This window comes from Erythrobacter sp. SN021 (genome assembly GCF_021864455.1).
This window is the reverse complement of record NZ_JAKKUW010000003.1, coordinates 193,355-217,858: the sequence shown is the minus strand read 5'-3', so window position 1 is coordinate 217,858 and position 24,504 is coordinate 193,355. Positions and strand designations below refer to the sequence as shown.

General features: G+C 60.8%; 24 protein-coding genes. 17 read left to right on the top strand and 7 right to left on the bottom strand.

The features are described from left to right. The first annotated feature begins 73 nt into the window (after nt 1-73). The 5 genes from L5849_RS08540 (at nt 74) to L5849_RS08520 (ending at nt 5,530) form a co-directional block, all read left to right on the top strand. Complete coding sequence (locus tag L5849_RS08540) at nt 74-1,825, top strand: DUF3363 domain-containing protein (protein WP_236925243.1); 1,752 nt, start codon at nt 74-76, stop codon at nt 1,823-1,825. A 72-nt stretch (nt 1,826-1,897) separates the two neighbouring features. Further along, nucleotides 1,898-2,329, top strand: a complete 432-nt coding sequence (locus tag L5849_RS08535; RefSeq protein WP_236925242.1) for an antitoxin Xre-like helix-turn-helix domain-containing protein — start codon at nt 1,898-1,900, stop codon at nt 2,327-2,329. A 100-nt stretch (nt 2,330-2,429) separates the two neighbouring features. After that, the gene (locus tag L5849_RS08530; protein WP_236925241.1) at nt 2,430-3,032 is read left to right on the top strand and encodes an RES family NAD+ phosphorylase; all 603 of its coding nucleotides are present in this window, start codon (nt 2,430-2,432) and stop codon (nt 3,030-3,032) included. A 96-nt stretch (nt 3,033-3,128) separates the two neighbouring features. Then, entirely contained in the window at nt 3,129-5,120 is a 1,992-nt protein-coding gene (locus tag L5849_RS08525; protein ID WP_236925240.1) for a conjugal transfer protein TraG, read from the top strand. Continuing rightward, nucleotides 5,117-5,530 (top strand): CopG family transcriptional regulator, encoded by a 414-nt coding sequence (locus L5849_RS08520; RefSeq protein WP_236925239.1) that lies wholly within the window; start codon nt 5,117-5,119, stop codon nt 5,528-5,530. Before L5849_RS08525 ends, L5849_RS08520 begins: the two co-directional genes overlap by 4 nt. A gap of 76 nt (nt 5,531-5,606) precedes the next feature. Here L5849_RS08520 and L5849_RS08515 read toward each other — a convergent pair whose 3' ends face one another. Beyond that, on the bottom strand, nt 5,607-5,951 hold the full coding sequence (locus L5849_RS08515) for a hypothetical protein (RefSeq protein ID WP_236925238.1): 345 nt from the start codon (nt 5,949-5,951) through the stop codon (nt 5,607-5,609). A gap of 47 nt (nt 5,952-5,998) precedes the next feature. Between L5849_RS08515 and L5849_RS08510 the strand changes: the two genes are divergently transcribed. Next, entirely contained in the window at nt 5,999-6,490 is a 492-nt protein-coding gene (locus tag L5849_RS08510; protein WP_236925237.1) for an NADAR family protein, read from the top strand. 10 nt (nt 6,491-6,500) lie between these two features. Here L5849_RS08510 and L5849_RS08505 read toward each other — a convergent pair whose 3' ends face one another. The 5 genes from L5849_RS08505 to L5849_RS08485 are packed head-to-tail and all read right to left on the bottom strand — an operon-like array spanning nt 6,501 to nt 13,550. Continuing rightward, complete coding sequence (locus L5849_RS08505) at nt 6,501-7,436, bottom strand: PfkB family carbohydrate kinase (RefSeq protein WP_236925236.1); 936 nt, start codon at nt 7,434-7,436, stop codon at nt 6,501-6,503. Between the two features lie 18 nt (nt 7,437-7,454). After that, nucleotides 7,455-9,395, bottom strand: a complete 1,941-nt coding sequence (locus L5849_RS08500; RefSeq protein WP_236925235.1) for an HAD hydrolase family protein — start codon at nt 9,393-9,395, stop codon at nt 7,455-7,457. Then, nucleotides 9,392-10,525 carry a hypothetical protein gene (locus tag L5849_RS08495; RefSeq protein WP_236925234.1) on the bottom strand — a complete coding sequence of 378 codons (1,134 nt, stop codon included), beginning with the start codon at nt 10,523-10,525 and terminating at the stop codon, nt 9,392-9,394. Before L5849_RS08495 ends, L5849_RS08500 begins: the two co-directional genes overlap by 4 nt. Then, on the bottom strand, nt 10,522-12,429 hold the full coding sequence (locus tag L5849_RS08490; RefSeq protein ID WP_236925233.1) for a hypothetical protein: 1,908 nt from the start codon (nt 12,427-12,429) through the stop codon (nt 10,522-10,524). The genes L5849_RS08495 and L5849_RS08490 overlap by 4 nt, the downstream gene beginning before the upstream one ends. A gap of 2 nt (nt 12,430-12,431) precedes the next feature. Further along, nucleotides 12,432-13,550 (bottom strand): hypothetical protein, encoded by a 1,119-nt coding sequence (locus L5849_RS08485; protein ID WP_236925232.1) that lies wholly within the window; start codon nt 13,548-13,550, stop codon nt 12,432-12,434. 395 nt (nt 13,551-13,945) lie between these two features. On the opposite strand from L5849_RS08485, the gene trbB reads away from it, so the two are divergent. The 11 genes from trbB to L5849_RS08430 are packed head-to-tail and all read left to right on the top strand — an operon-like array spanning nt 13,946 to nt 23,507. Beyond that, a complete protein-coding gene (trbB, locus tag L5849_RS08480) occupies nt 13,946-14,926 on the top strand; it encodes a P-type conjugative transfer ATPase TrbB (protein ID WP_236925231.1) in 981 nt (326 codons plus the stop codon). Nucleotides 14,927-14,934: 8 nt separating this feature from the next. Further along, complete coding sequence (locus L5849_RS08475) at nt 14,935-15,255, top strand: TrbC/VirB2 family protein (RefSeq protein ID WP_221227504.1); 321 nt, start codon at nt 14,935-14,937, stop codon at nt 15,253-15,255. Next, the gene (locus L5849_RS08470) at nt 15,255-15,530 is read left to right on the top strand and encodes a VirB3 family type IV secretion system protein (RefSeq protein WP_236925230.1); all 276 of its coding nucleotides are present in this window, start codon (nt 15,255-15,257) and stop codon (nt 15,528-15,530) included. Before L5849_RS08475 ends, L5849_RS08470 begins: the two co-directional genes overlap by 1 nt. Nucleotides 15,531-15,533: 3 nt before the next feature. Further along, the gene (trbE, locus tag L5849_RS08465) at nt 15,534-17,996 is read left to right on the top strand and encodes a conjugal transfer protein TrbE (RefSeq protein WP_236925229.1); all 2,463 of its coding nucleotides are present in this window, start codon (nt 15,534-15,536) and stop codon (nt 17,994-17,996) included. Next, nucleotides 17,993-18,739 (top strand): P-type conjugative transfer protein TrbJ, encoded by a 747-nt coding sequence (trbJ, locus tag L5849_RS08460; RefSeq protein ID WP_236925228.1) that lies wholly within the window; start codon nt 17,993-17,995, stop codon nt 18,737-18,739. Before trbE ends, trbJ begins: the two co-directional genes overlap by 4 nt. Nucleotides 18,740-18,745: 6 nt before the next feature. Then, nucleotides 18,746-19,093, top strand: a complete 348-nt coding sequence (gene trbK-alt / locus L5849_RS08455) for a putative entry exclusion protein TrbK-alt (protein WP_236925227.1) — start codon at nt 18,746-18,748, stop codon at nt 19,091-19,093. Nucleotide 19,094: 1 nt separating this feature from the next. After that, nucleotides 19,095-20,408 (top strand): P-type conjugative transfer protein TrbL, encoded by a 1,314-nt coding sequence (gene trbL, locus L5849_RS08450; protein ID WP_236925226.1) that lies wholly within the window; start codon nt 19,095-19,097, stop codon nt 20,406-20,408. Between the two features lie 6 nt (nt 20,409-20,414). Further along, nucleotides 20,415-21,095, top strand: coding sequence for a conjugal transfer protein TrbF (gene trbF, locus L5849_RS08445; RefSeq protein WP_236925225.1), 681 nt, complete (start codon nt 20,415-20,417; stop codon nt 21,093-21,095). After that, nucleotides 21,095-22,099: a P-type conjugative transfer protein TrbG gene (gene trbG, locus L5849_RS08440; protein ID WP_236925224.1), complete on the top strand. Its 1,005-nt coding sequence runs from the start codon at nt 21,095-21,097 to the stop codon at nt 22,097-22,099. Before trbF ends, trbG begins: the two co-directional genes overlap by 1 nt. Further along, nucleotides 22,099-23,271 (top strand): TrbI/VirB10 family protein, encoded by a 1,173-nt coding sequence (locus L5849_RS08435; RefSeq protein ID WP_236925223.1) that lies wholly within the window; start codon nt 22,099-22,101, stop codon nt 23,269-23,271. Before trbG ends, L5849_RS08435 begins: the two co-directional genes overlap by 1 nt. Further along, nucleotides 23,268-23,507 (top strand): DUF2274 domain-containing protein, encoded by a 240-nt coding sequence (locus L5849_RS08430; protein ID WP_236925222.1) that lies wholly within the window; start codon nt 23,268-23,270, stop codon nt 23,505-23,507. Before L5849_RS08435 ends, L5849_RS08430 begins: the two co-directional genes overlap by 4 nt. On the opposite strand, the gene L5849_RS08425 is transcribed toward L5849_RS08430, so the two are convergent. Then, complete coding sequence (locus L5849_RS08425; protein WP_236925221.1) at nt 23,483-24,391, bottom strand: LysR family transcriptional regulator; 909 nt, start codon at nt 24,389-24,391, stop codon at nt 23,483-23,485. The genes L5849_RS08430 and L5849_RS08425 overlap by 25 nt on opposite strands. Nucleotides 24,392-24,504 lie beyond the last annotated feature (113 nt).

Below are 24,504 nucleotides of genomic sequence, written 5' to 3'. Positions count from 1 at the left end.
GCCCTACCGTCGCTCTTGGCGAATTCTCTCGCAATTTCAACGGCCGAACCGCCGTCGCCCGGTTTCCTTACACATGGCTGATGATGAATTCGACGTGCGCCCGGGCCGCTCGCGGGACAGCGGTGTCCGCGCCTACAGCAAGGCCAACACACTAGTCGGCCGCGTGCTCCAGGTCTCGCGCCGGGCAGGCTACACGCCGCTCGGTCACGGAAGATCGGGCCGCGGCACCGGACACCTCGGGCGCGGCAAGCGCGCTGCGCTCCAACGCCGCCGCAGTGCTTCGCAGCGGCGCGTCGTCATCAAAGCGCGCGTTGTCCGCCATAGAGGCACGTCGTTTCGTTCGGCCCCGCTTGCCCGCCACATCACCTATCTCGAACGAGACGGTGTCACCCGCGACGGATCGGACGGTCAGATGTTCGATGCCGGGTCCGATCAGGCCGATGGCGAAGCCTTTGCCGAGCGCTGCGAGGAGGACCGGCACCACTTCCGCTTCATCGTATCGCCTGAGGATGCGAGCGAGATGGCGGACCTGCGCGCCTTCACCCGCGAGATGATGGGGGATATGTCAAACGATCTGGATATTGACCCTGACACTGGGCTCGACTGGGTCGCGGTTGATCACTGGAACACCGGCAATCCGCATATCCATGTGTTGGTGCGGGGTGTGGCCAGCGATGGCAAGGATCTGGTGATCGACCGCGCCTATATCAGCGAAGGGCTCCGCGCCCGCGCCGAAAAGCGGGTAACGGTGGAACTCGGCCCGCGCAGGGAGCGCGATATTCAGAACTCGCTGCGGCGCGAAGTCGATGCCGAACGCTGGACTTCGCTTGACCGCCGATTGCAGCGGCAACGAGACGATCTTGGTGTGGTCGACCTGCGCCCCAAGGCATCAGGCGCGCGAAAGGATCGAAGCTTGCTGCTTGGCCGTGCGCAGACACTCGAACGTATGGGTCTGGCCCAGCGTGTCGGTCCGGCCAGTTGGACGCTGGCTGCGGATGTCGAGCCGACACTGCGCGAGCTGGGTGATCGCGGCGACATCATCAAGACCATGCACCGCGCCATGACCGGCCATGGTCTGACCATCGCCCCCGAGCGCCTCGCCTTGCATGGACGAACTGATGGCGAGCGCGTCATCGGCAGGCTCATAGAACGCGGGTTGCATAATGAACTGACCGGCGAGGCCTATGCGATCGTCGATGGGGTGGATGGCCGCACACATCATCTGCGTTTTCCCGATATCGATCGGACCACTGACGCTGCGCCGGGCGCGATCGTCGAGGCCAGCAGCTGGACTGATCGCAAAGGTCGGCAGCAGGCCAGCCTGCTGGTCCGGTCCGACCTTTCCATCGAGGCACAGATCCGTGCGCGCGGCGCGACATGGCTCGACCGGCAACTGGTATCGCCGCGATCCGAAACGCTGCCGGACGGGTTTGGGTCGGAGGTTCGCGATGCACTGGACCAGCGGGCGGAGGCTCTGATCGATGAGGGGCTCGCCAAGCGGCAGGGGCAGCGCATCGTCTTTGCGCGCGGTCTGCTCGTTACGCTGCGAGACCGCGAACTGGCCGACGCAGGCGAGGCCCTGGCCGCACGTCACGGCGGCATCGCTCAGCCCGTCAGTGTTGGCGACCATGTCGCTGGCATCTACCGCGAGCGAGTGACGCTCGCGTCTGGTCGCTTCGCCATGATCGACAATGGCTTGGGGTTCCAGCTCGTCCCCTGGCGGCAGGATATGGACCGCCACCTCGGGCAGGCCGTGACCGGCAGGATCAACCAGCGCGGAGGCGTCGACTGGAGCTTTGCCCGCTCGCGCGGCCCAGCAATCTGAGGAGGCAAGCCCATGATACAAATCTTGACAAAAGCACCACATGATGCTTATCTACGCATCAGGAGAAGCGATATGGCGAGTGCAGCTTTTGAACCAGTCGAAGCCCCGCGCGGACTTCAAACCTTTGCGGGCGATGATGATCGCCGCCGCCTGACCGGCGCGGCGGTCAAGGCCGTGCTCCGGCTTGTCGATGCCTGGGGTGGCAGCAATGCAGAGGGCGCGGCGCTGCTCGGTGTGTCTGAGAGCACCTGGGACCGGATTAAGGCCGGGACATGGGAAGGTACGCTCAGCCAGGACCAGCTGACCCGCGCTTCGGCGCTGATTGGTCTTTTCAAGGGACTCCACCTGCTCTTCGCCAACGACATGGCCGATCGCTGGCCGAAGCTTGCAAACAAGGCGCCGGTATTCGACCGGTTGTCACCTGTTCAAGCAATGATCGATGGTGGCATCCCGCGCATGCTGGAAACCCGGCAATATATCGACTCGCTTCGTGGCGGGCTCTGAGGGCGAGGCCGGTCTTCCACCAGCCGAGCTTCCAACAATACGCGAAGCCTTCGAGCGGACTATCAGGCTCGTGCCCAGCGCGCGTTTGCGTGACCAGGTCATGGCGCCGCTTGCTGACGATGACGCCGATCTGGCTCTCCTTGCAGAGATCGAAGGGGGCACAAGCGGCCGACTGATTGCCGAGGAGCGGGGACTTGGCAGTCTGACAGCCGACGAACTGGTTCACGGTGTGCCCCATGCGCATTTCATCAATGCCAGCTTCGCTTATGCCAAGCCGCGCGAACCCAACCGCTTCAATCCCGCTGAACGCGGCGCCTGGTATGCAGCGCTCGCCGTCGAAACCTGTATCGCCGAAGTCGGCCATCACCTGACCAAAGCGCTGTCCGATGCGGGTGATTTCAACGCTGTCGTTGAATATGGCGAGATGATTGCCAGCATGTCGGGTGTCTTCATCGATCTGCGCGAACAGCCTGATCATCCCAGCCTCGACCCCGAAGCTGCCAAAGGCTATCCGGCAGGCAATGCTCTGGCGGCTCAGGCACGCGGTGAAGGGCACAACGGGATCATCTATCCCTCGGTGCGCCATCAAGGCGGAACCTGCATTGCCGCGCTCTGGCCCAATGTCGTGCAGTCGGTCGTACAAGGGGCCATGTATCGGCTCACATGGTCCGGCGAACCTGACTTCGCTTGGGAAGCCATCTAGCCGCCCGTTTCTTTGCCTGCGCCAGACTGCGCTTCCCAAGCGCAGCGCTTGAATTGCAGCCTTCGTTCGGCCTCCTGCCTCCCGAAAGGAGGCACCATGTCGGCAACCAGAATATTGTGGGGCCAGATCCTCGCCGTGTTCGCCCTGACGCTGGCAGGCATCTGGGCCAGCACGCAATGGACAGCGACAGCACTTGGCTTCCAGCCCGAGCTGGGACCGGCATGGTTCGAGGCTTTCGGTGTGCCCGTCTATCCGCCCTATGCGATCTTCTGGTGGTGGTTCAGCTTTGAAGCCTATGCGCCGCGTATCTTCGAAACAGGCGGCATGATCGCGGCATCGGGCGGCCTCGCCTCGGTAGTGGTGGCGATTGCCATGTCAGTCTGGCGCGCCCGCGAGATCAGGAACAGCGCGACCTATGGGTCGGCACGCTGGGCCACTCGACCAGAGATTGCTAAAGCAGGCCTTCTCGCTGGCAAGGGCGTGGTTATCGGCCAGCACGCCAATCTCTATCTGCGTCACGACGGTCCCGAACATGTGCTGTGCTTCGCACCGACCCGCAGCGGTAAGGGTGTGGGACTGGTTATCCCGACGCTGCTGACGTGGCCGCACTCGGCCATCGTGCACGACATCAAGGGCGAAAACTGGGACCTGACCGCAGGTTTTCGTTCGCACTTCAGCCGTGTCCTGCTGTTCGATCCAACCAACGAGGCGTCGGCAGCCTACAATCCGCTGATGGAGGTACGGCGCGGAATCAATGAGGTCCGCGATGTCCAGAATATCGCCGACGTGCTGGTCGATCCCGAGGGCTCGCTCGAGCGCCGCAACCATTGGGAAAAGACCAGCCATGCGCTGCTGGTCGGGGCCATTCTGCATGTGCTCTATGCCGAAGCCGACAAGACCTTGGCAGGCGTCGCGGCCTTCCTGTCCGATCCCAAGCGCTCGATCGAAGCAACACTCGCCGCCATGATGATGACCCCGCATCTGGGCGATGGTGGCGTGCACCCGGTCGTTGCGAGCGCTGCTCGCGAATTGCTCAATAAGTCCGAGAATGAGCGCTCGGGCGTGCTGTCGACAGCCATGTCCTTCCTCGGCCTCTACCGCGACCCGGTCATCGCGAAAGTCACGAGGCAATGCGACTGGCGCATTGCCGATCTGGTTGATGCCTCGCGCCCGGTCACGCTCTACCTTGTCGTGCCGCCCTCCGATATTAGCCGGACCAAGCCGCTTATTCGCCTGATCCTCAACCAGTTGGGACGGCGCCTGACAGAGGATCTTGCTGACGGCGCTCAGCGGCAGCGGCTGCTCCTGATGCTTGACGAATTTCCGGCGCTTGGCCGCCTCGACTTCTTCGAAAGCGCGCTCGCCTTTATGGCAGGCTACGGGATCAAGTCCTTCCTGATCGCGCAATCACTCAACCAGATCGAGAAGGCTTACGGCCAGAACAACGCGATCCTCGACAACTGCCATGTCCGGGTCTGCTTTGCTACCAACGACGAGCGGACCGCCAAGCGTGTCTCGGAATCTCTCGGCACCGCCACTGAAATGCGGGCGATGAAAAATTATGCCGGACATAGGCTGTCGCCCTGGCTTGGCCATTTGATGGTCTCGCGTTCCGAAACCGCTCGTGCTCTGCTCACCCAGGGCGAGATCATGCAACTGCCCGACACCGATGAAATCGTCATGCTGGCAGGAAGCCATCCGGTCCGTGCGGAAAAGGCGCGTTACTATGCCGATCCGCGGCTCAAAAAGCGGATCGAAGCGCCACCGACCCCGCAGCAGTCAGTCGACACGGGAGCTGCCGGTGACTGGGAGGGCACGATTGTTAAAGCGGTGCAGCGAAGGGGAAGATCCGGCACCAAGTCCGAGTGCCAAGATGATCAGGCCGATGCCGAAGGCGGGATTCGTCGCGAGCCGGAACTGCCTGAGCACGAAGACATTGCGCCAGCAGCTGCACCCGTGCGCAATGAATTTGATTTTGAGGAGAGGAGCGATGCTGACATCGCGAGCACCGCTCGCGGATTGACCGATCAGATGCGCGCCAACGCCAGGCGCGCGGCGCTCGATCCGAATGACGGGATCGAACTGTGAGCAAGGGCAATCGCATCAAGCACACTTTTCGGCTGCCTCCAGACCTCTCGCGGCAACTGGCAGACTACGCCGGGCGCAAGCGGGTCTCGCAGGCATCGGTGGTCGAAGCAGCGGTTGCGTCGTTTCTCTCGCCGGATGGTTCCGAGAGGATGGAGGCTGCATTCAGTCGCCGTCTGGATCGGATCTCGCGGCAAATGGACAAGCTCGACTATCACGTCGAGGTAGGAAATGAGGCTGTCGCCTTGTTTGTGCGCTTTTGGCTCGGATTGACGCCCTCGATGCCAGACGGCGAGTCTGGTCCGGCCATGGCTGCTGGTGAACAACGGTTCCAACGCTTTATCGAGGCTCTGGCGCAACGTGTAGAGCGCGGACAGAGGCTTGCAAATGAAATCACTCAGAACAGCAGCTAAGCGTTTCGGTTGAGGTCGCTAGAAGCAAAGATGACATATGCGAGACGCAGCCTTCGCTGCGTCACACCTCTTTCCGCTAACGTTGCCGGAGTGCGCCAATAGTATCGAGAACCTTTACGATCTTCTCGGCCCCTTCCGGAGTATCGTCCCATAGACTCCGAAGGCTTGCCTCGAGGCGGAGCCAAGCGGCGTTCTCCTGAGAAACGTTTCGCGGCGCACTTTCCAACGCAATTCCAAGAGCCTTGCAAACTTGCACAACATTGAAGCTGATAGTCTTGAATTCGCCACGGACAATCCGACCGACTTGGCTAGGATGAACACCTGAAATTTCGCCAATCCCGGTATCCGTAAGCGCAGTGCGCGCGCGCGCAGCAGCAATCTGCTCTTGCAGCGTTGCGATTTGCTGAGCTGTTGCTTTCATGCAAATTTGCATGTATCTATTTGTGCGAATTTGCAAGAGAGAACCCAATGACCGAAGAAATCCGCTTTTACCGTGCGAGCGAGAAACCCTATGGTGCGTTCAGCAATCTTTACAGGCGTGAGATCGAATTCGAGGGGGAGCGGTTTCCAACCAGCGAGCACGCTTATCAGGCGGGCAAGCCTCGTAAGCCTGAAGTGCGCGAATGGCTGATGAATGCGCCCTCCCCAGCACTCTTGGCCATGGCAGCGCATGGTCTCTATTATTGGGACGTGGCGCCCGGATGGTCAAAGACCAAGTTCGATCGGATGCGCGATGTTTTGCGGGTGAAATTCGAGCAGCACGAGGATTTAAAAGCGCTGTTGCTTTCAACTGGCAATGCCCGGCTCGTTGAAAGCGCCACGGTCGACAATGAAGTGAACCGCCTCTGGGGTGAGGTGGATGGGGTCGGTAAGAATATGCTCGGCGTTTTACTAATGGAGCTTCGCGATTCCTTGCGTGCTAAAGTCAGCTTGCAAGCAAAGGTAGCCGCAGCGGCTTGAGGTAGGGCTGTCAGTAATCGCGATATGACTGCGCCAGCACCGAGCGTATAAATGCGACATCATGGTGGCGGAATATGCCGCGCGCGCCCGCGAATTCGCAATTCACAGCGGCCAAGCGCTGTCCCGCCACGACGCCCTGTACCAGATCGTGAATGCCTAAGGCTCCCTGCTGACGGTCGGCCCTCGCCAGGAGCCAGTCGATGATTCCGACGCTAACCATGTCCCCCGAACCGCAAGTATCGGTAATATGGCTAGCTGGAATGGCCGCACTCCAGATACGCTCATAGCCATGGCGGATTTCTAGGCCGTCAGCGCCAAAGGTCACGATTGCCACGGTAGCGCTGGACGCGACCTGACCGTCGATTTCCGGTCCCAGGCGGTCAGCTGAATATTTGAGGATAGTTGTCAGCGCGAGTGCCTCTTCGAACAATTCACTCTCGATGTCAGATGGTTCGAAAAAAACGATCGCCCCCGCTGCATGAGCCCATTCCATGGCGCGCAGGATCGTCGGCGACAGGCGGTCGGCATAGAAAATTGTACAGCCGCCCAAGGCTGATGTCGCGGACTGCACTTCTTCAAACCCGATCGGCTCAAACCGAGGAAATTCCTCGGAAGTCTCGCGGCACGTAAAACTGAAGCTATGTTGCCCCGACAGGGTGTCTAGCTCCTGACGCAGGACCGGTGAACGCCTGCCCTCGCACTTGTAGATATAACTTGTTAAGGCACCAGCCAGCCGGAACTCGTGAATTAGCTGCTCGCCTATATCATCGCAGCCGAGCGAGAGCATTGGTGCAACTTGGCGATGTAGCATCGCCAGAGAAACCAGGACGTTGCCGCACGATCCCCCGAGTGCTTCAGCAGCAAAATCGCCGTTCGCGTAAATACGGTCGAGCACCGTAAAACCGGTGCCGACAACATCAACCGAATCAGCTTGCGCTTGCATCATGTTCTCTATTTGTACTCATTATGCGAGCCTGTCGAGATAAAGCGAATTAACGTCAATTCGAACGCTCCCGTCGGCAGCACCTTGTAGGGCCTGAAGCAGTTTGAGCAAGGCTTCTGGTCCAGTGAGTTGCGTGCCGAATAGTGCCCAGCAACCATCGTGGCGCCCGCACACTGTACCTACACTGATACCAAGTTCGCATGACAAAAGTTCGTTGTCATTGCCGGACCGCGCGCCACTATCCCCAACGCATAGGACCTCATTTCGATTTGCAAGGGATTCCTGCACTTGGCGCACTACATTTCGCTTCGAGGTGCCAGCCCCAAAGAAATCGATGCTGTGTCCGGAAGCAGCGAATCGCACGGTGCCGGAGGCGATTGCCGGACAATCTTGCACGTCGGTTGTGAATGCGTCCTGGTCGACCAGATTTTCAAGCTTGACCGAAATTTGCACGTCGCTGAATCGCCCCTCGAACGGACCGGAAAATAGATGCGGCTGCTGTTCGAGCCAAGCAAAGGTTTCGGCGAGCGCGGCATCAACCGCAGGCCGCGCCTGATCGATGTCGACCTCGAGTGGTTGAATGTAGGCCCCGTTATAATAGCCGATCATTAGCCGTCTATGAAGCGCGGTCGGCAGGGCTTCGCGCAAGGCGGCCCCAGCCGACCCGCCGCGCCCGGTCGCGATCGCAAGCCGCACATCGAGAGCGTCGAGCCTCACCATTTCGTCGATAAGAGCCTGACGCGGAAGACCGTAACGCTCGGAATCTGATACAAGCGTACCGTCATAGTCTAGGACAATGCCGCCAATGATCGCATTAGTGAGTTGGGACTGTCGCTCATCTTGTGTGAGACATAGTGGCTGATGGCAGGCCGCCAGATCATCGCGGGCGAATACTGCCGCACGCTTCTGACGGATTGAGGGCCCCAGTCGGTCGGCTAGCACAAGCAGGCCGTCGTTGTCATAGAGATTGCGGCCGAATTCGCCAACTCCGGGCTTTCCAGGATCAATTCCTACCGCCTTGCCCATCGCCTCAATGATAAGGAGACCTTCGACGATACCGATGGCGTTTCGAAGTCTTCCGCCATCGCCAAAGTCGAGGTGCTGAATACGCACAGAAGCTGGCAGATTGGATGCCACCATGTCCCACATGCGGCTTGTATCATGGCCAGTTAGTGCCAGCACAAATGTCTTTTCGGCGCGGTGGTGCAGCCACGTATGGCGGCCATGGGCAAAATTTCTGATGTCAGTTCGCTGGACCGCGCAGATTGCCGCTTCCCAGACTGAGGTTTCGATTAGATCGGCAACGGACCGAACTTGCGGATCGGAAATGAGCAGAAGAAGATCGTCGGGCCGCAACTCCGAGAAGCGTTCCGCCATGGCGGCTCGGAAAGGATCCCGGACGATCTCTTCGAGGCCCGAGATAAGCTGGTCACCCGGTCCTTCTTCAAGTGGGTCCTCACTCACCCGATTGGCGGCAAGCACTAGTGCGACCACAGCGCTCACTAGGGAATGGGTTGCTAGGAAACTGTCTTTGGAATCGGCAACGGGCAAGACGACTAGGCGCGAATTGGGTTTCTCGGCCATTGATAGCGCCGCCGCTCCAGACGCATTGCGCGTAACAACGTTTACAGCAGCAGCATTGCGGGACCGGGCCGCAAGGACAGCAGCGACACTGTCAGCATTGTCGGCGCCAGCACTGAACAACCAGACGTCCTCCCCCTCCAAGCTCCGGTTGGCGAGAACTAGTTCGGCAGGCGTGACGACCTCGGTTCGATCGCCTGATAGTGTTTCCCGACAGCGCGCGAAGAATTGAGCCGCAATCATCGACCCGCCTGATCCGACCGCAACCGCCCCGCGCCCTCGATTGTCGGCCAGAGCCGAGACAAGCGCATCGAGGTTGGCGTTCCGAACCAGCTCAACAGTGCTCAACAACACGTCCAATTTCTCGCCAAACCGGGTCATTCAGAGGCACCGGAGTAAGGCGTTTGAGAAACTTGCGAGGCGGGCGTTTGGAACTGGCTATACGCAGGCCCCGATAGGAGCAGATGAACGATCATATCCTGCGATGGTTCTGCAGCGGGTTGTGTAGGGTCGAAAGCATAGCGAACTGTCTCAATATATTGGACCGGGAGGTCGTGTTCGAGAGCCGCCATGAGCGCACCGGCCGCCATCACCCGGCTTCCGATCGGAGAAAGAATAATGGCAGGCTCGAAGATATCGGCAACTGTCTGATCGTAACGCGCTTTCAATGTACTCAGAGTTCGATAGCAGTCGAGCGGATTGCGCTCCGAGACATAGACAAGATCACGGGGATCAACTTGCCACTCATCGACGAGTTGGGTTTGATATTCGGCGACAAGGGCGTCTGCTCGCCGGGGGTCGCGTGCTGGAAAAGGAACAACCGGACAAATTTTGTATGTCTCGCCGACCGATCGCCCAATTTCGGTCAGCGCGGCTGATCGCCCTCTAGCGAGCTGGGGTATCCAGATCTTCGCTATTTCGAGCGGGCTGGCCGACTGATCCGCACCCGCAAATCCCCGCACTGCAATAGGCCGGTCACCAGGCTCGCTGGCTATTTCGTCATCGAGCTCTGGATTCGATGCGATCATGATGTGAAAAGCAAGATCGTTCTCTTCGCAATAATGAAGCAGCAACTTCGCGGCGGGAAAACCGATCCCTATGGAGAGAGCAGTCATATCCAGCACGACGTCGGTTACTTCCGAAGGGATTGTGTAGTTGGAAATGACCGAAGCTATGCGTGCACCGGCCACTGGCGCGTTATCGACACCGAAGATGTCGACTGACTCGATGTGACAACCGGAGACCATTTCGCTCAGTGCCTGTGCATTTTCGGTCGCTGCAGCAATCAGGCCAGCGTCCGGGGTACCCCGTTCCTCGCGGACGAAGAGCCCCGAAAGCCTGCCGCCCAACGCTTCAGACAGCAGAGTCGGGATGCGCAGCGAGCGGGGATCGAAGCCGGCCGCCGCTACGACAAGGCAACGGCGACTGGAGTCGCCGAAGTAATCGGCCGCGAAGCTCCCAACGGCATCATCAAAATGGGCAATACATCTATCCCAATGCGGCCGGGTCATTCAGCCCCCGCTTCTCTAAGATAGTCGAGATCGCGCTCGAGAAAACCACCTCTACGCAGAGTGAGACCGCGTGCGAGACAAACGACCCCGCTCAATTCGATCAAGCACCAGCTTTTTCCACCCTGACCGTATTCGCGTTCAACATCGATTGCGCCGTGCGCGACCGCATACTTCAAGACCAGCGCAAGTTCGTCACCTGACGTAAGCAGGCCGACGATGTCGTCTTCGAGAATACCGACTGCATTGGCACCGTAGCCAAGCCGCGCGTTTGGGGTAAGCGACACTTCGCGGCATTCATTCCCGATGTGGTCAACCAGAGCGCGCACGCGCCGCGCGAACGGGAAGGCCCAGCCGTCCATGATCTCGTTTGCCTTTGCTCGCAATACGTCCTGCTGTGCGCCTGCCGACAGGACAAGAGGTCGCCCGCGAATAGCCTGTGTCTCCATGCGAGCGACCAGGGCGCCCGCCAATTGCAGGAAGAGTTCGGCATTCTCGTTGCTGGCATCGCAGACAGCATCGAAACCGTAATGGAATGGCCGCCCCGCCAATTCGTTCAAATGCAACCGAGCAGCTTCGGCGACCGTCGCGTCCGCCTTGAGCGGTATCTTGGGATCGGGATCGAAGTCTTCGAACAGCGACTCCTGCTTCCCGCTAATCCGATTGGCGTAGCGCGCCATCAATATACGACACATCGCGAGTGCGACTTCGGGTTGGCGATCACCCGATTGAGTGCTGTCAAGATAGGCTGCGATCAGGTCTTCAATGACCTTCCTACGAGCGGAAGCCACCTCGTATCGCTGCTGGTCGCGGCCAACGGTGGCCGATAAATCTCGCATCTTGGCGTCTGTAATTCTCGGCGGTTCGTCCGGGACCAGGCGGCGGAACTGCCTGGCGTTACGGTTTCGAAACGCAGAGACTCTCGGCAGATAACGATCGGCCATATCTGCGGCCATGCCGCGAAACCGCTTCCGCTCTTTTGCCCTTTTTTCGCCGCCCTGCATGAAGACGTCGATAAAATCGCGGTCGGGTTGGAGGTTATGGGTTGCAAGGCTCTTGGCAGATCGAAAAACGGCACCTGGACTCAGGGCATCGAGCCGCATCATCATCCAGCGCCCGAACTTGATCTCTCGTCGGGCGAGCGCTGTAAAGATATGCTCGAACTGATCGGGATGAAGGGCATGGACATCGTCGAGCATGGCAACCGGCGTGAGGCGATGGCGTTCGCCCATCCAATCAATCTCGATCTCACGAATACACTCAAACGGCTGATAAGGTTCGGTCGCGTCGCTTGGGAGGTCCTCGATTTTGGGGGGAAGCAGGCTTGCGCCAACGGAATAGATGGCCCGTTGGACAGCTAGGGCGCGATCGCGGATACCTGTTGCGGCTAAACCGCCAATTTGTTCCAATTGAGCTTCGGAAGCATCCCGCGCGATGAAGGTGATATCTTCGAGCTTACGCAAACCGCCATTGGTCAATCCTCGCAGTAGGGCGAGCATTGTTCTGGCTTGGACGAGCCAAAGCGCTAACTTGGTCTTCACTGCATCGTCGTAGGGCAGCTCCCAAAAGTCACGATACTCCGATTCCATGGGAATACGAACGGCGGCCACCTTGGGCTTGCCGTCTTCCAGGAAGCCAGCTCCGGCAAGTGCTTGCGCAAGATCACGGTTTGTGTCGCTAGTCTGATCGCGAAGGATTGCTTCGACCAGCTGAAACTCGGCGAGCATGGCGAGCATGGTCTTACCGCTTCCCGGCGCGCCCAGAATACGAACTGGTAGGTCGAAAAGATCTGGCTTTCGCTGATGGTCTGCCAAGAAGGTGGTGAGCGGAGCTGGGCTGACGATCTCGAGAAAGGTGGTGTCGTCGCGAATATATTCCGTTGCACGCCGCAGGAAAGGATTTGCCATGGTTAGCCGTGCCTGTCGCGACGGCGAAAGAGAGGACGCATCGCCGGGCCGTGTTCGCCGCCGACCGTTTCAGCCCATAGTAGCGGGACGCTGTTGTTCGGGGTGTTGTGCTCGAGCACGAGCGGAAGTGCGCAATCAGCATAACCCATTTTCAGATCCGTTTGCTCCGCCTCGCCGGCATGTTCGGCCAAGCGAAGAAAGAGCGCGTGGTCGTAATACTTCTCACACAGGGCGATAATAGAATCGTCATGGCCTTCTCGTAGCTTCAGCGACGCTGGAAGCAACACGCCCTCGGTTATGTCGATCGAGCTGTAAGACCGGTCGGCCCAAGCTTGGTGGGCCTCCTCTGTGCGTTCAAGGAGCGCTTCACGCGCTTGGGACGTCGACACGTAATGATGAACATGCAGCGCATAGTTATCCGCGATTGGAAAATCATCGACATTCGCTCGGGCCCGGCAAATCATATCATTGAATTTCTGAAGCTTTCCCTTCCATTTGTCGTCCGTGAAACGAATGAACGTCGTGCCGGACGCGGTGAAGTCGTCGATTAGGTACACATGTTCGAAGCGTTGGTCTTCAAGGTTGCGTTCGCGTAATTTCTTGGCAAGGTCCTGCCATTTTTCGTTGCCGATGTTCATCATCGGGACAACTTGTTCCTGCGAGATTCGCCCCGCATTCGCTCGCCGCAACGTATCAATCCTGCTGCCGTCGCTAAGTCCGATAAACAATGAACGACGCAGAAGTTGGTCGAACGCTTCAGTTCCTAGCGCACTTCCCCAAACCTCGTGTGGTTTCACGCCGGTTTGCTCGGCGGCCAGCCGGCGCAGATGGGGTGTGACGGTTTCAGGAAAGAAAGCTTCGATCGAGCGCTGCATCTCGGCGCCAGATAGATAGACAAGGCGATGTTTTACGAACCCGTAGGCAGTTGGGCGATCATCTGGATCGAACTGCTTGAGCCAAATGGCAAGATTCTCGACAAAACGTGATCCAGCGCGGAAGTCACTGTAACCATCATATTTGGCGGAGGATATGAGGCGAAGCCAACTATATTCAGCGGTCGCGACACCATCGTCCTCCCACCCCATGATATTCGCGATTAACCTCAGGCCAAGTAAGTTCATCTTTGATTCGATCCGATACCCATTGTGCTGCTTAATCGCAAAGTCTGCCTGTATTGATTACAGAATGCCTTTTCTTGCTAATTGAAAGATACGTCTACCCCACTTTGTTAGGAAAGCTGCTTTGAAATGCACAGAGTTTTCCACATGTGTGGGGAAAAGCAAAAAGAAGCAAACTCGCTTGCACAGGCGAAACTCGACACTTTGCCCGCAGCCCATTTCTCCAAAACCTCTCCATGGACGAAAGACCATTTTCTGTGCGGCTTCCGCCGTCCCTTTCTCTATCTGCGCCAATCTACGCTTGTCGTAAATCCTTGTTGCCTGACGGCATTCTGATGTCCTTTTGATCTGCCCCGTAAGCGCAGGCGGTGGTCGGCTGCTGCAAATAGGGGCAGCCCATGAGTGTCATTCCAATCCGGTCCGAAGCATCATCGCGCGGTGCGCGCATGTTGCGTACGGCTTTGGGCGCAGAGATTGCGCGCTGGCTGGAAGAGCCTGCTGTAATCGAGGTCATGCTCAATCCGGACGGTCGGCTCTGGGTTGATCGTCTGGGCGAAGGTCTTGCCGCAACCGGATGCCTGATGGGTGCCGCCGATGGTGAGCGGATCATTCGGTTGGTCGCGCATCATGTCGGTGCTGAAGTTCATGCAGGTTCGCCGCGCGTTTCGGCGGAGCTGCCCGAGGGCGGAGAGCGCTTCGAAGGGCTGTTGCCGCCTGTGGTTGCCGCACCCAGCTTTGCCATTCGCAAGCCCGCCGTCGCGGTGTTCACGCTGACCGACTACGTCGCGGCGGGCATCATGGCAGACTGGCAGGCCGATTTGATGGCCGATGCCGTTGTGTCGCGGAAGAACATTCTGGTCGCTGGCGGCACTTCCACCGGCAAGACCACGCTTACCAATGCGCTGCTGGCAGTGGTTGCGCCCAGCTCTGACCGCGTCGTTCTGATCGAGGATACGCGCGAACTGCAATGCGCCGCTCCCAATCTCGTATCGCTGCGGACCAAGGATGGCGTGGCCACTCTGTCAGACCTCGTCCGCTCGGCCTTGCGCCTGCGGCCTGACCGCATTCCGATTGGCGAGGTGCGCGGCGCAGAAGCGCTCGATCTGCTCAAAGCCTGGGGCACCGGCCATCCGGGCGGGATCGGCACGATCCATGCCGGGACTGCGCTGGGCACGCTGCGGCGGCTCGAACAGCTGATCCAGGAGAGCGTGGTCACCGTGCCGCGCGCGCTGATCGCCGAGACCATCAATGTGATTGCTGTGCTTGTTCGCGATGGCACCGGCCGACGGTTATCCGAACTGGCCGAGGTCCGCGGGCTCGATGCGGCGGGCGAATACGTCCTCGCACCCCTTTCCACCACTCAAGGAGACCCTTCGTGATCCACATTCTGTCGCGCGCGCGTTCGCGCCTGTCAGCTCTCATTCTTGGCGGCTTTGTCGCACTGGTGGTTGCCACGCCTGCCCATGCTGCTGGCTCATCCATGCCCTGGGAAGCGCCTCTGCAGGCGATCCTTGAATCGATCCAAGGGCCAGTTGCCAAGATCGTCGCGGTGATCATCATCATCGCCACCGGGCTGGCGCTGGCTTTTGGAGACACATCGGGCGGGTTTCGGCGGCTGATCCAGATCGTCTTCGGTTTGTCGATCGCCTTTGCCGCATCATCTTTCTTCCTGTCCTTCTTTTCCTTCGGCGGCGGAGCGCTGGTCTGATGGAGGGCGGCGCATCCGGCCTGCCTAACGGCTTCGTGGTTCCGGTCCACCGCGCGCTGACCGAGCATATCTTGCTGGGCGGCGCACCGCGCGGGCTCGCGATCGCCAATGCAACGCTGGCCGGAGCCATTGGTCTGGGCCTGCAGTTGTGGATCGCTGGGCTCGTTTTCTTCGCGCTCGGTCACATGGTGGCGGTCTGGGCAGCGCGGCGCGATCCGCAATTCGTGGACGTCGCACGGCGGCACCTGCGCTTTCCTGCCCATTGCGGGGTGTGAGGAATGTTCTCGCTGCGCGAATATCGGAACAAAGCCGACCGGCTCGCGGACTTCCTGCCATGGGCAGCACTCGTTGCGCTGGGCGTGGTGCTCAACAAGGATGGCAGTTTTCAGCGCAGTGCCGGCTTTCGCGGGCCCGACCTCGACAGCGCAACGCCGTCCGAACTGATCGCCACCACCGCACGTCTCAACAGCGCGCTGCGGCGGTTGGGATCTGGCTGGGCGATCTTCGTCGAAGCCGTGCGCCGTCCGGCGCTGGACTATCCGGTTTGCGCCTTCCCCGATCCGGCATCGGCACTTGTCGAGCGCGAACGCGCCGCACAATTCGCGGAGGAAGGCGCGCATTTCGAGAGCCGGTATTTTCTCACCTTCCTATGGATGCCGCCCGCAGAGGAGGCGGCACGCGCCGAAAGCTGGCTCTACGAGGGTAAGGCCGAGAAAGGCATTGTCCCACGTGAATTGCAGGACGGCTTCGTGGATCGGACTGACCGGCTGCTGCGCCTGTTCGAAGGCTTCTTTCCGGAGGCTCATTGGCTAGATGATGGCGAAACGCTGACCTATCTGCACAGCTGCATTTCGACGCGGGCACAGCCCGTCCGCGTTCCTGAAACCCCGATGCATTTGGATGCGCTGCTCGCCGACGAGCCGCTCACTGGCGGGCTCGAACCGCGTCTGGGCTCTGCGCATCTGCGCACGCTCAGCGTGATCGGCTTTCCGAGCGCGACCTTTCCCGGCCTGCTCGATGAATTGAACGCACAAGGCTTCGTCTATCGCTGGTCAACCCGAGCGATCATGCTCGACAAGAGCGACGCAACCAGGCTGCTCTCCAAGATCCGTCGCCAATGGTTCGCCAAGCGCAAATCGGTCGCAGCGATCCTCAAAGAGGTGATGACCAACGAGGCTTCGGTACTGGTCGACAGCGATGCGGCCAACAAGGCGGAAGATGCGGATACTGCGCTGCAGGAATTGGGCGCAGACCATGTCGGTCTGGCGCTGGTCACCGCGACCATCACCGTCTGGGATGAGGATGCAACGCTTGCTGCTGAAAAGCTGCGCCTTGTCGAGAAGGTCATCCAGGGGCGCGATTTCACCTGCGTGACCGAAGGCATGAACGCGATCGAGGCGTGGCTCGGATCGCTGCCCGGCCATGTCTATGCCAATGTCCGCCAGCCTCCCATCTCCACGCTGAACCTGGCACATATGATGCCGCTTTCGGCGGTCTGGGCTGGGCCGGAATGCGATGCGCATTTCGATGCACCGCCGCTCTTCTATGCGAAGACCGAAGGCTCGACCCCGTTCCGCTTTTCGCTTCATGTTGGCGATGTCGGGCACAGCCTCGTCGTTGGCCCAACCGGAGCGGGCAAGTCAGTGCTGCTGGCCATGATGGCGCTGCAGTTCCGCCGGTATGCTGGCTCACAAATCTTCGCCTTCGATTTTGGCGGCTCGATCCGCGCGGCGGCGCTCGCCTGCGGCGGTGACTGGCAGGATCTGGGATCGAGTCTTTCCGAGGACAACGACGAGTCGGTCCTGCTGCAACCTCTGGCGCGGATCGATGAGCCGGGTGAGCGCAACTGGGCCTCAGAATGGCTCCAGTCGATCCTCGCTGCGGAGGGCGTCACAATCGATCCGGAGACCAAGGACCATCTGTGGTCGGCGCTGAGCTCGCTGGCGAGCGCGCCGGTTGCCGAACGCACGCTCACCGGGCTCGCTGTTCTCTTGCAATCACAGGCATTGAAGCAGGCCCTCGCGCCCTATTGCATCGGCGGCCCGTTCGGGCGCCTGCTCGATGCCGAAAGCGAGCGACTTGGCGAAGCGAGTTTTCAGGCCTTCGAAACCGAAGGGTTGACCGGATCGGCAGCGGCACCGGCGGTGCTCTCCTATCTCTTCCACCGGATCGAAGGCCGGCTCGACGGGTCGCCCACGCTGATCATCATCGATGAAGGCTGGCTGGTGCTCGACAGCCCGGCCTTTGCCGCGCAATTGCGCGAATGGCTCAAGACCCTGCGCAAGAAGAACGCGAGCGTCGTCTTCGCCACGCAGAGCCTTGCCGATATCGAGACATCGGCGATTGCGCCAGCGATCATTGAAAGCTGCCCGACCCGCATCTTCCTGCCCAATGAGCGCGCGGTCGAACCGCAAATCCTCGCCATCTATCGCCGCTTCGGCCTCAACGATCGTCAGATCGAAATCCTCAGCCGGGCAACCCCCAAGCGCGACTATTACTGTCAGTCAGCGCGCGGCAACCGCCTGTTCGAGCTGGGTCTGGGCGAGGTCGCGCTCGCCTTCACTGCCGCCTCGTCCAAGCGCGACCAGCTCGCCATAGCGCGGATCATCGAGAATTCTGGCCGCAAAGGCTTTGCCGCCGCTTGGCTCAGACATCGCGGCCTCGACTGGGCTGCCGACCTGCTCGGCACTCCCGAGCCAACATCCCTTACCCCCAGCCCCCAACAAGGAGACCTCCCATGATCCCCCGTAAATACGTCCGCAGCCTTCTGACCGGTGTCGTGCTTGCCTGTGCTGGCTCCGGCGCCCTCGTGTCCGCGCCTGCCCACGCGCAGTTCGGCGGCATTGTCTATGATCCGTCGAACTATGCCCAGAACGTGCTGACGGCTGCGCGCACGCTTGAGCAAATTAACAACCAGATCCGCATGCTGCAGAACCAAGCCAACTCGCTCGTCAACGAGGCGCGCAATTTGCAGAGCTTGCCGCTGACAGTTCTGCAGCCCCTGCAGGACCAGATTCGGCAGACGCAGCAATTGCTCCAGCAGGCGCAGCGCATCGCTTATGATGTGCGCGAAATCGAAGCGACCTTCGATGCGCAGTATAAGAATATCCCGCTCAATGCCTCGCAGCAGACGATGGTCAATGGCGCCGAGGCGCGCTGGCAAAACAGCGTCGCTGGTTTCGAAGACGCACTAAAGGTCCAGGCGGGCGCGGTCGCCAATATCGAAGGCTCGCGCGAAGCGGTGGGCAATCTGGTCAGCGCCAGCCAGTCCGCCACTGGTGCCTTGCAGGCCGCGCAGGCGGGCAACCAATTGCTGGCCGTGCAAGCGGGCCAACTGGCCGATCTCACCGCCACGCTTGCAGCAATGAGCCGGGCACAGGCCCTCGATGCTGCCGAAAGCGCGGCGGCCAAGGCGCAGGCGCGCGAACAGTTGCGGCGCTTCCTCGCCAACCGGCCGCGTTACCTGCCAAGCGGTTCGAAGTAATCGGCCATGGATAGCAAGCTCCTCGCGCGCGTCGGTGCCGCCGTCTTCGTCGGCCTCGCCTTCGCCATGACACTCGTGCAGATGCGCGAGGAGCCTGCCACGCGGCCCGACTCCGTGCCAATCGCATGGGTGCCCGACGGCGACCCGCTGCCGTTACAGATCAAGGCCTGCGCAGAAATGGGCGAGTTGGCGCTGTCCTCACCCGATTGCCGTGAGGCATGGGCCGAAAAGCGCCGTCGCTTTCTGGGCGTCGATCATCCCGAGGCCTATTCCGGGCTCGCTGATCCTGCGCCGCCGGACACGCCTGACCTCCCGGTGCCAGCCCCAGTTGGCAAACAGCGAGGGGAGGACTGACATGGGCGGCACTGGCGTCGTCGATCGCTTTCTGGCGATCTTTTCCCAATATATCGACAGCGGCTTCGGACTGCTGTCGGGCGAGGTCGCCTTCATCGCGACCACACTGATCGTAATCGATGTGACGCTGGCAGCCCTGTTCTGGAGCTGGAGCGAGAATGACGACATCATCGCCCGGCTCGTCAAGAAGACGCTGTTTGTGGGCATCTTTGCCTATATTATCGGCAATTGGAGCGCGCTCGCCAACATCATCTTCAACAGCTTTGCCGGTCTCGGCCTCAAAGCCAGCGGTTCGGGGCTGGGTGCCGCCGACTTATTGCAGCCAGGGCGCGTAGCCCAAGTCGGGATCGATGCTGCCTGGCCGCTGATCGAATCCATGGCCGACCTGCTTGGCTATGTGAGCTTCTTCGAGAACTTCCTGCAGATCGTCATTTTGCTGATCGCCTGGGCGGTTGTGGTGATCGCGTTCTTCATTCTCTCGATCCAGCTCTTCGTCACTCTGATCGAGTTCAAGCTGACGACGCTCGCAGGCTTTGTGCTCATTCCGTTCGGCCTGTTCGGCAAGACCGCCTTTATGGCCGAACGCGTGCTCGGCAATGTGGTCTCGTCGGGCATCAAGGTGCTCGTGCTCGCCGTCATCATCGGCATCGGCTCGACTCTGTTCGCAGAGTTCACCAGCGCCATTCCCGGCGAACCTACCATCGAAGATGCACTCGCCATCGTCCTCGCCAGTCTGACGCTGCTCGGCCTTGGCATTTTTGGTCCGGGTATCGCCAATGGCATCGTGGCGGGCGGGCCGCAGCTCGGAGCAGGCGCCGCTGCAGGCACCGCCTTGCTCGCAGGTGGTGCTGCCGTTGGCGGTGTTGCCGGAGCCAAGCTGGCCGGCGGCGCTGTCGCCAGCGCTGCCTCGTCGGTCGCGCAAGGCACATCGCGCGCTGCGGGCGGGGCAAGCATGGCCTACGCCACAGGCTCCGCAGGCAAGAGCGGCAGTGCAGCGGTTGCAGGCGGTATGGCCGGTGTCGGCCGCGCTGCAGGAGGCGCAGCCATGTCGCCGCTTCGAAAGGCGGCAGACAGCGCCAAAAGCAATTTCCGCGAAGGTGCACGGGCGTCGGTCGGCAATATGGGCGGACGCATCGTGCCTACACCGGGCAGCACGCCGTCCGATCCACAGCCCGAAAACGCCCCGCCCGCCTGGGCCAAATCCATGAAGCAGCGCCAGAGCCTCGGCCACTCGGCTTCACTCGCCGCTCACACTGTGCGCTCCGGTGACGGCCACGGCGCAGGCTCCTCCATCGACACCAAAGAGAAGGACTGACCTCTCATGTTCAAACGCCCCTCGATCCGATATGGCAAAACACCACAACCCGAGACGCCCTATCAGCGCGCGGCACAGGTCTGGGACGAGCGCATCGGTTCGGCCCGCGTACAGGCGAAGAGCTGGCGTTATGCCTTTTTCGGCGCCCTCGGCCTGTCGGCAACGCTGACAGGCGGTCTTATCTGGCAGAATGCGCGCGGCACCATCGTCCCTTGGGTGGTCGAGGTCGACAAGCTTGGCGAAGCGCGCAGCGTTGCGCCTGCCGATGCCGAGTTTGCACCCACCGATCCGCAGATCGCCTTCCACCTTGCCCGTTTTATCGAGCATGTCCGCGCCATTCCCGATGATGCCATTGTTGTGCGGGAAAACTGGCTCAGAGCCTATGACTTCGCGAGCGACAAGGGCGCGCTGGCGCTCAATGACTATGCGCGGGCCAATGATCCTTTTTCCGTGATTGGACGCGAGCAGGTGGCGGTCGATGTCACCAGCGTGATCCGTGCGTCGCCGCGCAGTTTCCGGGTGGCCTGGGTCGAGCGCCGCTACCGTGACGGTGCGCTCGCTGAAACGAGCCGCTGGACCGCGATCCTCGGTATCACCGTGCAGCCGCCCAATAATCCCGATGCGCTCACCAAGAACCCGCTCGGCATTTTCGTCACATCCATCAACTGGTCAAAGGAGCTCGGCTGATGTCCCGCTCGCATACTCTGTCTCGCAAAATCTGCGTCAGCCTGCTTGGTGCCGCTTCGCTGTCGCTGGCTTCCTCCGCGTCGGCTACCCCGGCACCTTCGGCGTCAGCCATGCAGGCGGCTTTTGTCGCGCTGGCAAAGTTGCGTCCGGCCACGGCAATCCGAGCACTTGAGCACATCAACACCCTTTCGCGGCAGACCTCCCCCACTGCCGCGCGCCGCTCCCCTGGCTCTGGAACTGCCCCTGATCCCGAGAGCCAAGTGGGAGCGGCAAACGATGCTGCCCGGATCCAACCCGAGGATGCAGGGTTCCAGAACGCGATCCAGCGCTATGCCTTTAGCGAAGGAGCGCTGTTCCATATCTATGCCAAGCCAGGGCAAGTGACCGATATCGCGCTGCAGGAAGGCGAGCAGCTGGTCGGCCCCGGCCCAGTTGCGGCAGGCGATACGGTACGCTGGATGATTGGCGATACGCTCAGCGGATCGGGCGCCACACAGCGGGTGCATATCCTCGTCAAGCCGACCCGGCCTGACATCACCACCAATCTCGTGATCAACACCGACCGGCGCACCTATCATGTCGAACTGCGCGCAAATGCGCGCGTCTACATGGCCTCGGTCAGCTGGTCCTATCCCGAAGACGAGCTGATCGCATTGCGCCAGTCCGAAGCGGAAGCCGTGCGCGCGGCGCCGATTGTGGATGGGTTCACGATCGAAAACCTCAATTTTGATTACCGGATATCGGGCGACAAACCCGATTGGCGGCCGCTGCGCGTTTTCGATGATGGTCAGCGCACGCTCGTGGAGTTCCCGCCCAATATTGCCCAAGGCGAAATGCCGCCCTTCTTTGTCATTGGCGAGGAGGGCGAGGCCGAACTGGTCAATTACCGGGTGAACGGGCGCTACCTGATCGTCGACCGGCTGTTCCATAAGGCAGAATTGCGGCTTGGCGCGGGACGCAGGCAGGTTCGCGTCAAAATTTCCAATCGGGCGCGGAGCGAGTGATGGGCAGCGAGCCTGATCCCGAACGGCCCGTCGACGCCGAATCCATCACCAGCCTGCGCGGCGAGGGCCCGCGCGTCGTGCGGCTGTCACGAAAGGCAATTGGTATCGCCAGCGCCGTCGGACTATCGCTGGTGGGCGGAGCCTTGCTCTATGCACTGCAGCCTGCCTCGCAAGGGGGCGAGGAGGAGCTGTTCAACACCGATGGTGTCGCGGTGGCCGATGGTCTGGCATCGGCCCCGAGGGATTATTCGCAGGTACCAAGGCTTGGACCGCCGCTTCCCGGCGATCTCGGCAAGCCGATCCTCGATGCGCAGGAGCGCGGCGCTGTTGCTGCATTACCGCCTGTCGGCGCGCAACCGCCCCCACCGCCGCCGCAGGGCATCAGCCCAGAGGAAGCGGCGCGTCAGCGGATTGAACAGGAACGCGAAGCCGCACGCGGTAGCCGCCTGTTTTTTGGCGGCGGAGCGCCCGCTGCCAGTCTAGCGCAGGCGCTCCCGCCCCCCGATCCATTGCCTGCATCAGCTCAGGCTTCGATTTCTGCCGCACAGCCTGCTTTTCTTGATCGCCCGGCCGAGCGCCGCACGGTTTCGCTCGAGCGGCTCGATGCCGCACCATTGGGGGCGCTGTTGCAGGCCGGTTCAGTCATTCCCGCTGCGCTCATCACCGGTATCCGCTCCGACCAGCCCGGGCTTGTAACCGCGCAAGTGACTCAAAACGTCTATGACAGCCTGACCGGACGCCGCTTGCTGATCCCGCAGGGCGCGCGCCTGATCGGCGAGTACGAATCCGATGTCGGCTTTGGCCAGCGGCGCGTGCTGCTCGCCTGGAACCGGCTTATCCTGCCCGATGGCCGTTCAATTGTGCTCGAACGCCAGCCTGCGGCCGACCCCTCCGGCTATGCTGGATTGGAAGACGGGGTCGATTACCACTGGGGCGGCGTCCTCAAGGCCGCGCTGGTCTCGACCTTGCTGGGCATCGGTAGCGAACTGGGTTCCGGCAGTGACAGTGATTTGGCGCGGGCGCTACGGCGCGGCAGTCAGGACAGCGTCAACCGTGCAGGTGAGCAGATCATCTCGCGCGAGCTCAATATCCGCCCGACGCTGACGATTCGTCCGGGCTTTCCTGTGCGGGTGCTGGTCACCCGCGATATCGTGCTGGAGAGTGGGTCGTGACTAGGCTCAAGCTATCTGACATCACCGACGAGAAGCCGGTCAAGCTGACCATCGAGATATCCGCACGGCTGCATCGCGATATGGTCGCCTATGGCGTGGTGCTGAATGGCGGGGAAGGACGCGATGCGCCCGCGCCAGAGCAGCTTATCGCGCCAATGCTTGAGCGGTTCATTGCGACCGATCGGGCCTTCGTGAAGGCGCGGCGCGCAGCTCAGCCTGCTGCGGTTAGCGGATAGCGTTCATCGAGCAGCTTGAAGAAGCGGGCGAGTGCGGGATTGTCGTTGTCCTCGCGCCACCAGGCTGCAAAATCGAGATGCGCAGCCCCGGTTGGGTCGGTTATCTCGCGGAACACGACATCGGGCCGGGCAGCACCGGTCGCGCTTTCGGGCACAACGGTAATGAACTTGCCGAAGGGCACTATCGCGGCGATGGTCTCCGCGCTCGCTTCCTGGGTGATGATGTTGGCCTTGAAGCCATTGCTCCCAAGCCGTTGACGGATCACTTCGGCGATCCTCGGTCCGCTTCGCTCCTGCGGCATCACGAAGACCGACTTGCGCAAATCGGTCCAGAACAGGCTTTCACTCTTGGCCAAGCGATCTTCCTTGGGCAAAACGACCATCAGCCGTTCGGACCACAGCCAGCGCTTGGTGACTCCGGGTTCCTCGATCTGGCTGGCATGGATGGCGATGTCGACGATGCGGGTTTGCAGCCCTGATAGCATGCGTTCCGGACTGGCTTCGAGTGCATCGAGTTGCACATCGGGAAAGCGTTCAAGCAGATCGCCAAGCAGAAGGCGTAAATTGCCTGTGCTGAGCGAGCCGGAAAAGCCGACCATCAGACGCCCGACCTCCCCGTATCTCACGGCCTTCGCCGTCGTCAGCAGATTGTCGGCATCGGTGACGATCCGCCGCGCGACTTCCAGGAAGGCCCTGCCGGTCTCTGTCGGCACAACGCCTCGGGTCGAGCGCTCGAACAGAGTGATCCCAAGGCGATGTTCGAGCGCCGATACCTTCTTGCTCAACGTGGACTGTTTCACATTTAGCTGCTTGGCCGCGCGCAGGAAGCTGGCAGTATCAGCTGCGGTTACAGCGAAGCGAAGCTGGCGCAGGTCGAGGGTCATCAGGTCCTATCTCCTCGCCTTTACAGTATTAAATCTGAGATTTGATCTGGGAGGGGATTGTTGGATTCCTCGGCTCCGCACATGATGATCCAGGTTTTTCGGAACGGGAGATG

What these genes read in the sequence shown, in the direction of transcription:
- L5849_RS08540 (WP_236925243.1), top strand. Translation starts at nt 74, where the DNA reads ATGGCTGATGATGAATTCGACGTGCGCCCGGGCCGCTCGCGGGACAGC.
- L5849_RS08535 (WP_236925242.1), top strand. Translation starts at nt 1,898, where the DNA reads ATGGCGAGTGCAGCTTTTGAACCAGTCGAAGCCCCGCGCGGACTTCAA.
- L5849_RS08530 (WP_236925241.1), top strand. Translation starts at nt 2,430, where the DNA reads ATGGCGCCGCTTGCTGACGATGACGCCGATCTGGCTCTCCTTGCAGAG.
- L5849_RS08525 (WP_236925240.1), top strand. Translation starts at nt 3,129, where the DNA reads ATGTCGGCAACCAGAATATTGTGGGGCCAGATCCTCGCCGTGTTCGCC.
- L5849_RS08515 (WP_236925238.1), bottom strand. Translation starts at nt 5,951, where the DNA reads ATGAAAGCAACAGCTCAGCAAATCGCAACGCTGCAAGAGCAGATTGCT.
- L5849_RS08510 (WP_236925237.1), top strand. Translation starts at nt 5,999, where the DNA reads ATGACCGAAGAAATCCGCTTTTACCGTGCGAGCGAGAAACCCTATGGT.
- L5849_RS08505 (WP_236925236.1), bottom strand. Translation starts at nt 7,436, where the DNA reads ATGATGCAAGCGCAAGCTGATTCGGTTGATGTTGTCGGCACCGGTTTT.
- L5849_RS08500 (WP_236925235.1), bottom strand. Translation starts at nt 9,395, where the DNA reads ATGACCCGGTTTGGCGAGAAATTGGACGTGTTGTTGAGCACTGTTGAG.
- L5849_RS08495 (WP_236925234.1), bottom strand. Translation starts at nt 10,525, where the DNA reads ATGACCCGGCCGCATTGGGATAGATGTATTGCCCATTTTGATGATGCC.
- L5849_RS08490 (WP_236925233.1), bottom strand. Translation starts at nt 12,429, where the DNA reads ATGGCAAATCCTTTCCTGCGGCGTGCAACGGAATATATTCGCGACGAC.
- L5849_RS08485 (WP_236925232.1), bottom strand. Translation starts at nt 13,550, where the DNA reads ATGAACTTACTTGGCCTGAGGTTAATCGCGAATATCATGGGGTGGGAG.
- trbB (WP_236925231.1), top strand. Translation starts at nt 13,946, where the DNA reads ATGAGTGTCATTCCAATCCGGTCCGAAGCATCATCGCGCGGTGCGCGC.
- L5849_RS08470 (WP_236925230.1), top strand. Translation starts at nt 15,255, where the DNA reads ATGGAGGGCGGCGCATCCGGCCTGCCTAACGGCTTCGTGGTTCCGGTC.
- trbE (WP_236925229.1), top strand. Translation starts at nt 15,534, where the DNA reads ATGTTCTCGCTGCGCGAATATCGGAACAAAGCCGACCGGCTCGCGGAC.
- trbJ (WP_236925228.1), top strand. Translation starts at nt 17,993, where the DNA reads ATGATCCCCCGTAAATACGTCCGCAGCCTTCTGACCGGTGTCGTGCTT.
- trbK-alt (WP_236925227.1), top strand. Translation starts at nt 18,746, where the DNA reads ATGGATAGCAAGCTCCTCGCGCGCGTCGGTGCCGCCGTCTTCGTCGGC.
- trbL (WP_236925226.1), top strand. Translation starts at nt 19,095, where the DNA reads ATGGGCGGCACTGGCGTCGTCGATCGCTTTCTGGCGATCTTTTCCCAA.
- trbF (WP_236925225.1), top strand. Translation starts at nt 20,415, where the DNA reads ATGTTCAAACGCCCCTCGATCCGATATGGCAAAACACCACAACCCGAG.
- trbG (WP_236925224.1), top strand. Translation starts at nt 21,095, where the DNA reads ATGTCCCGCTCGCATACTCTGTCTCGCAAAATCTGCGTCAGCCTGCTT.
- L5849_RS08435 (WP_236925223.1), top strand. Translation starts at nt 22,099, where the DNA reads ATGGGCAGCGAGCCTGATCCCGAACGGCCCGTCGACGCCGAATCCATC.
- L5849_RS08425 (WP_236925221.1), bottom strand. Translation starts at nt 24,391, where the DNA reads ATGACCCTCGACCTGCGCCAGCTTCGCTTCGCTGTAACCGCAGCTGAT.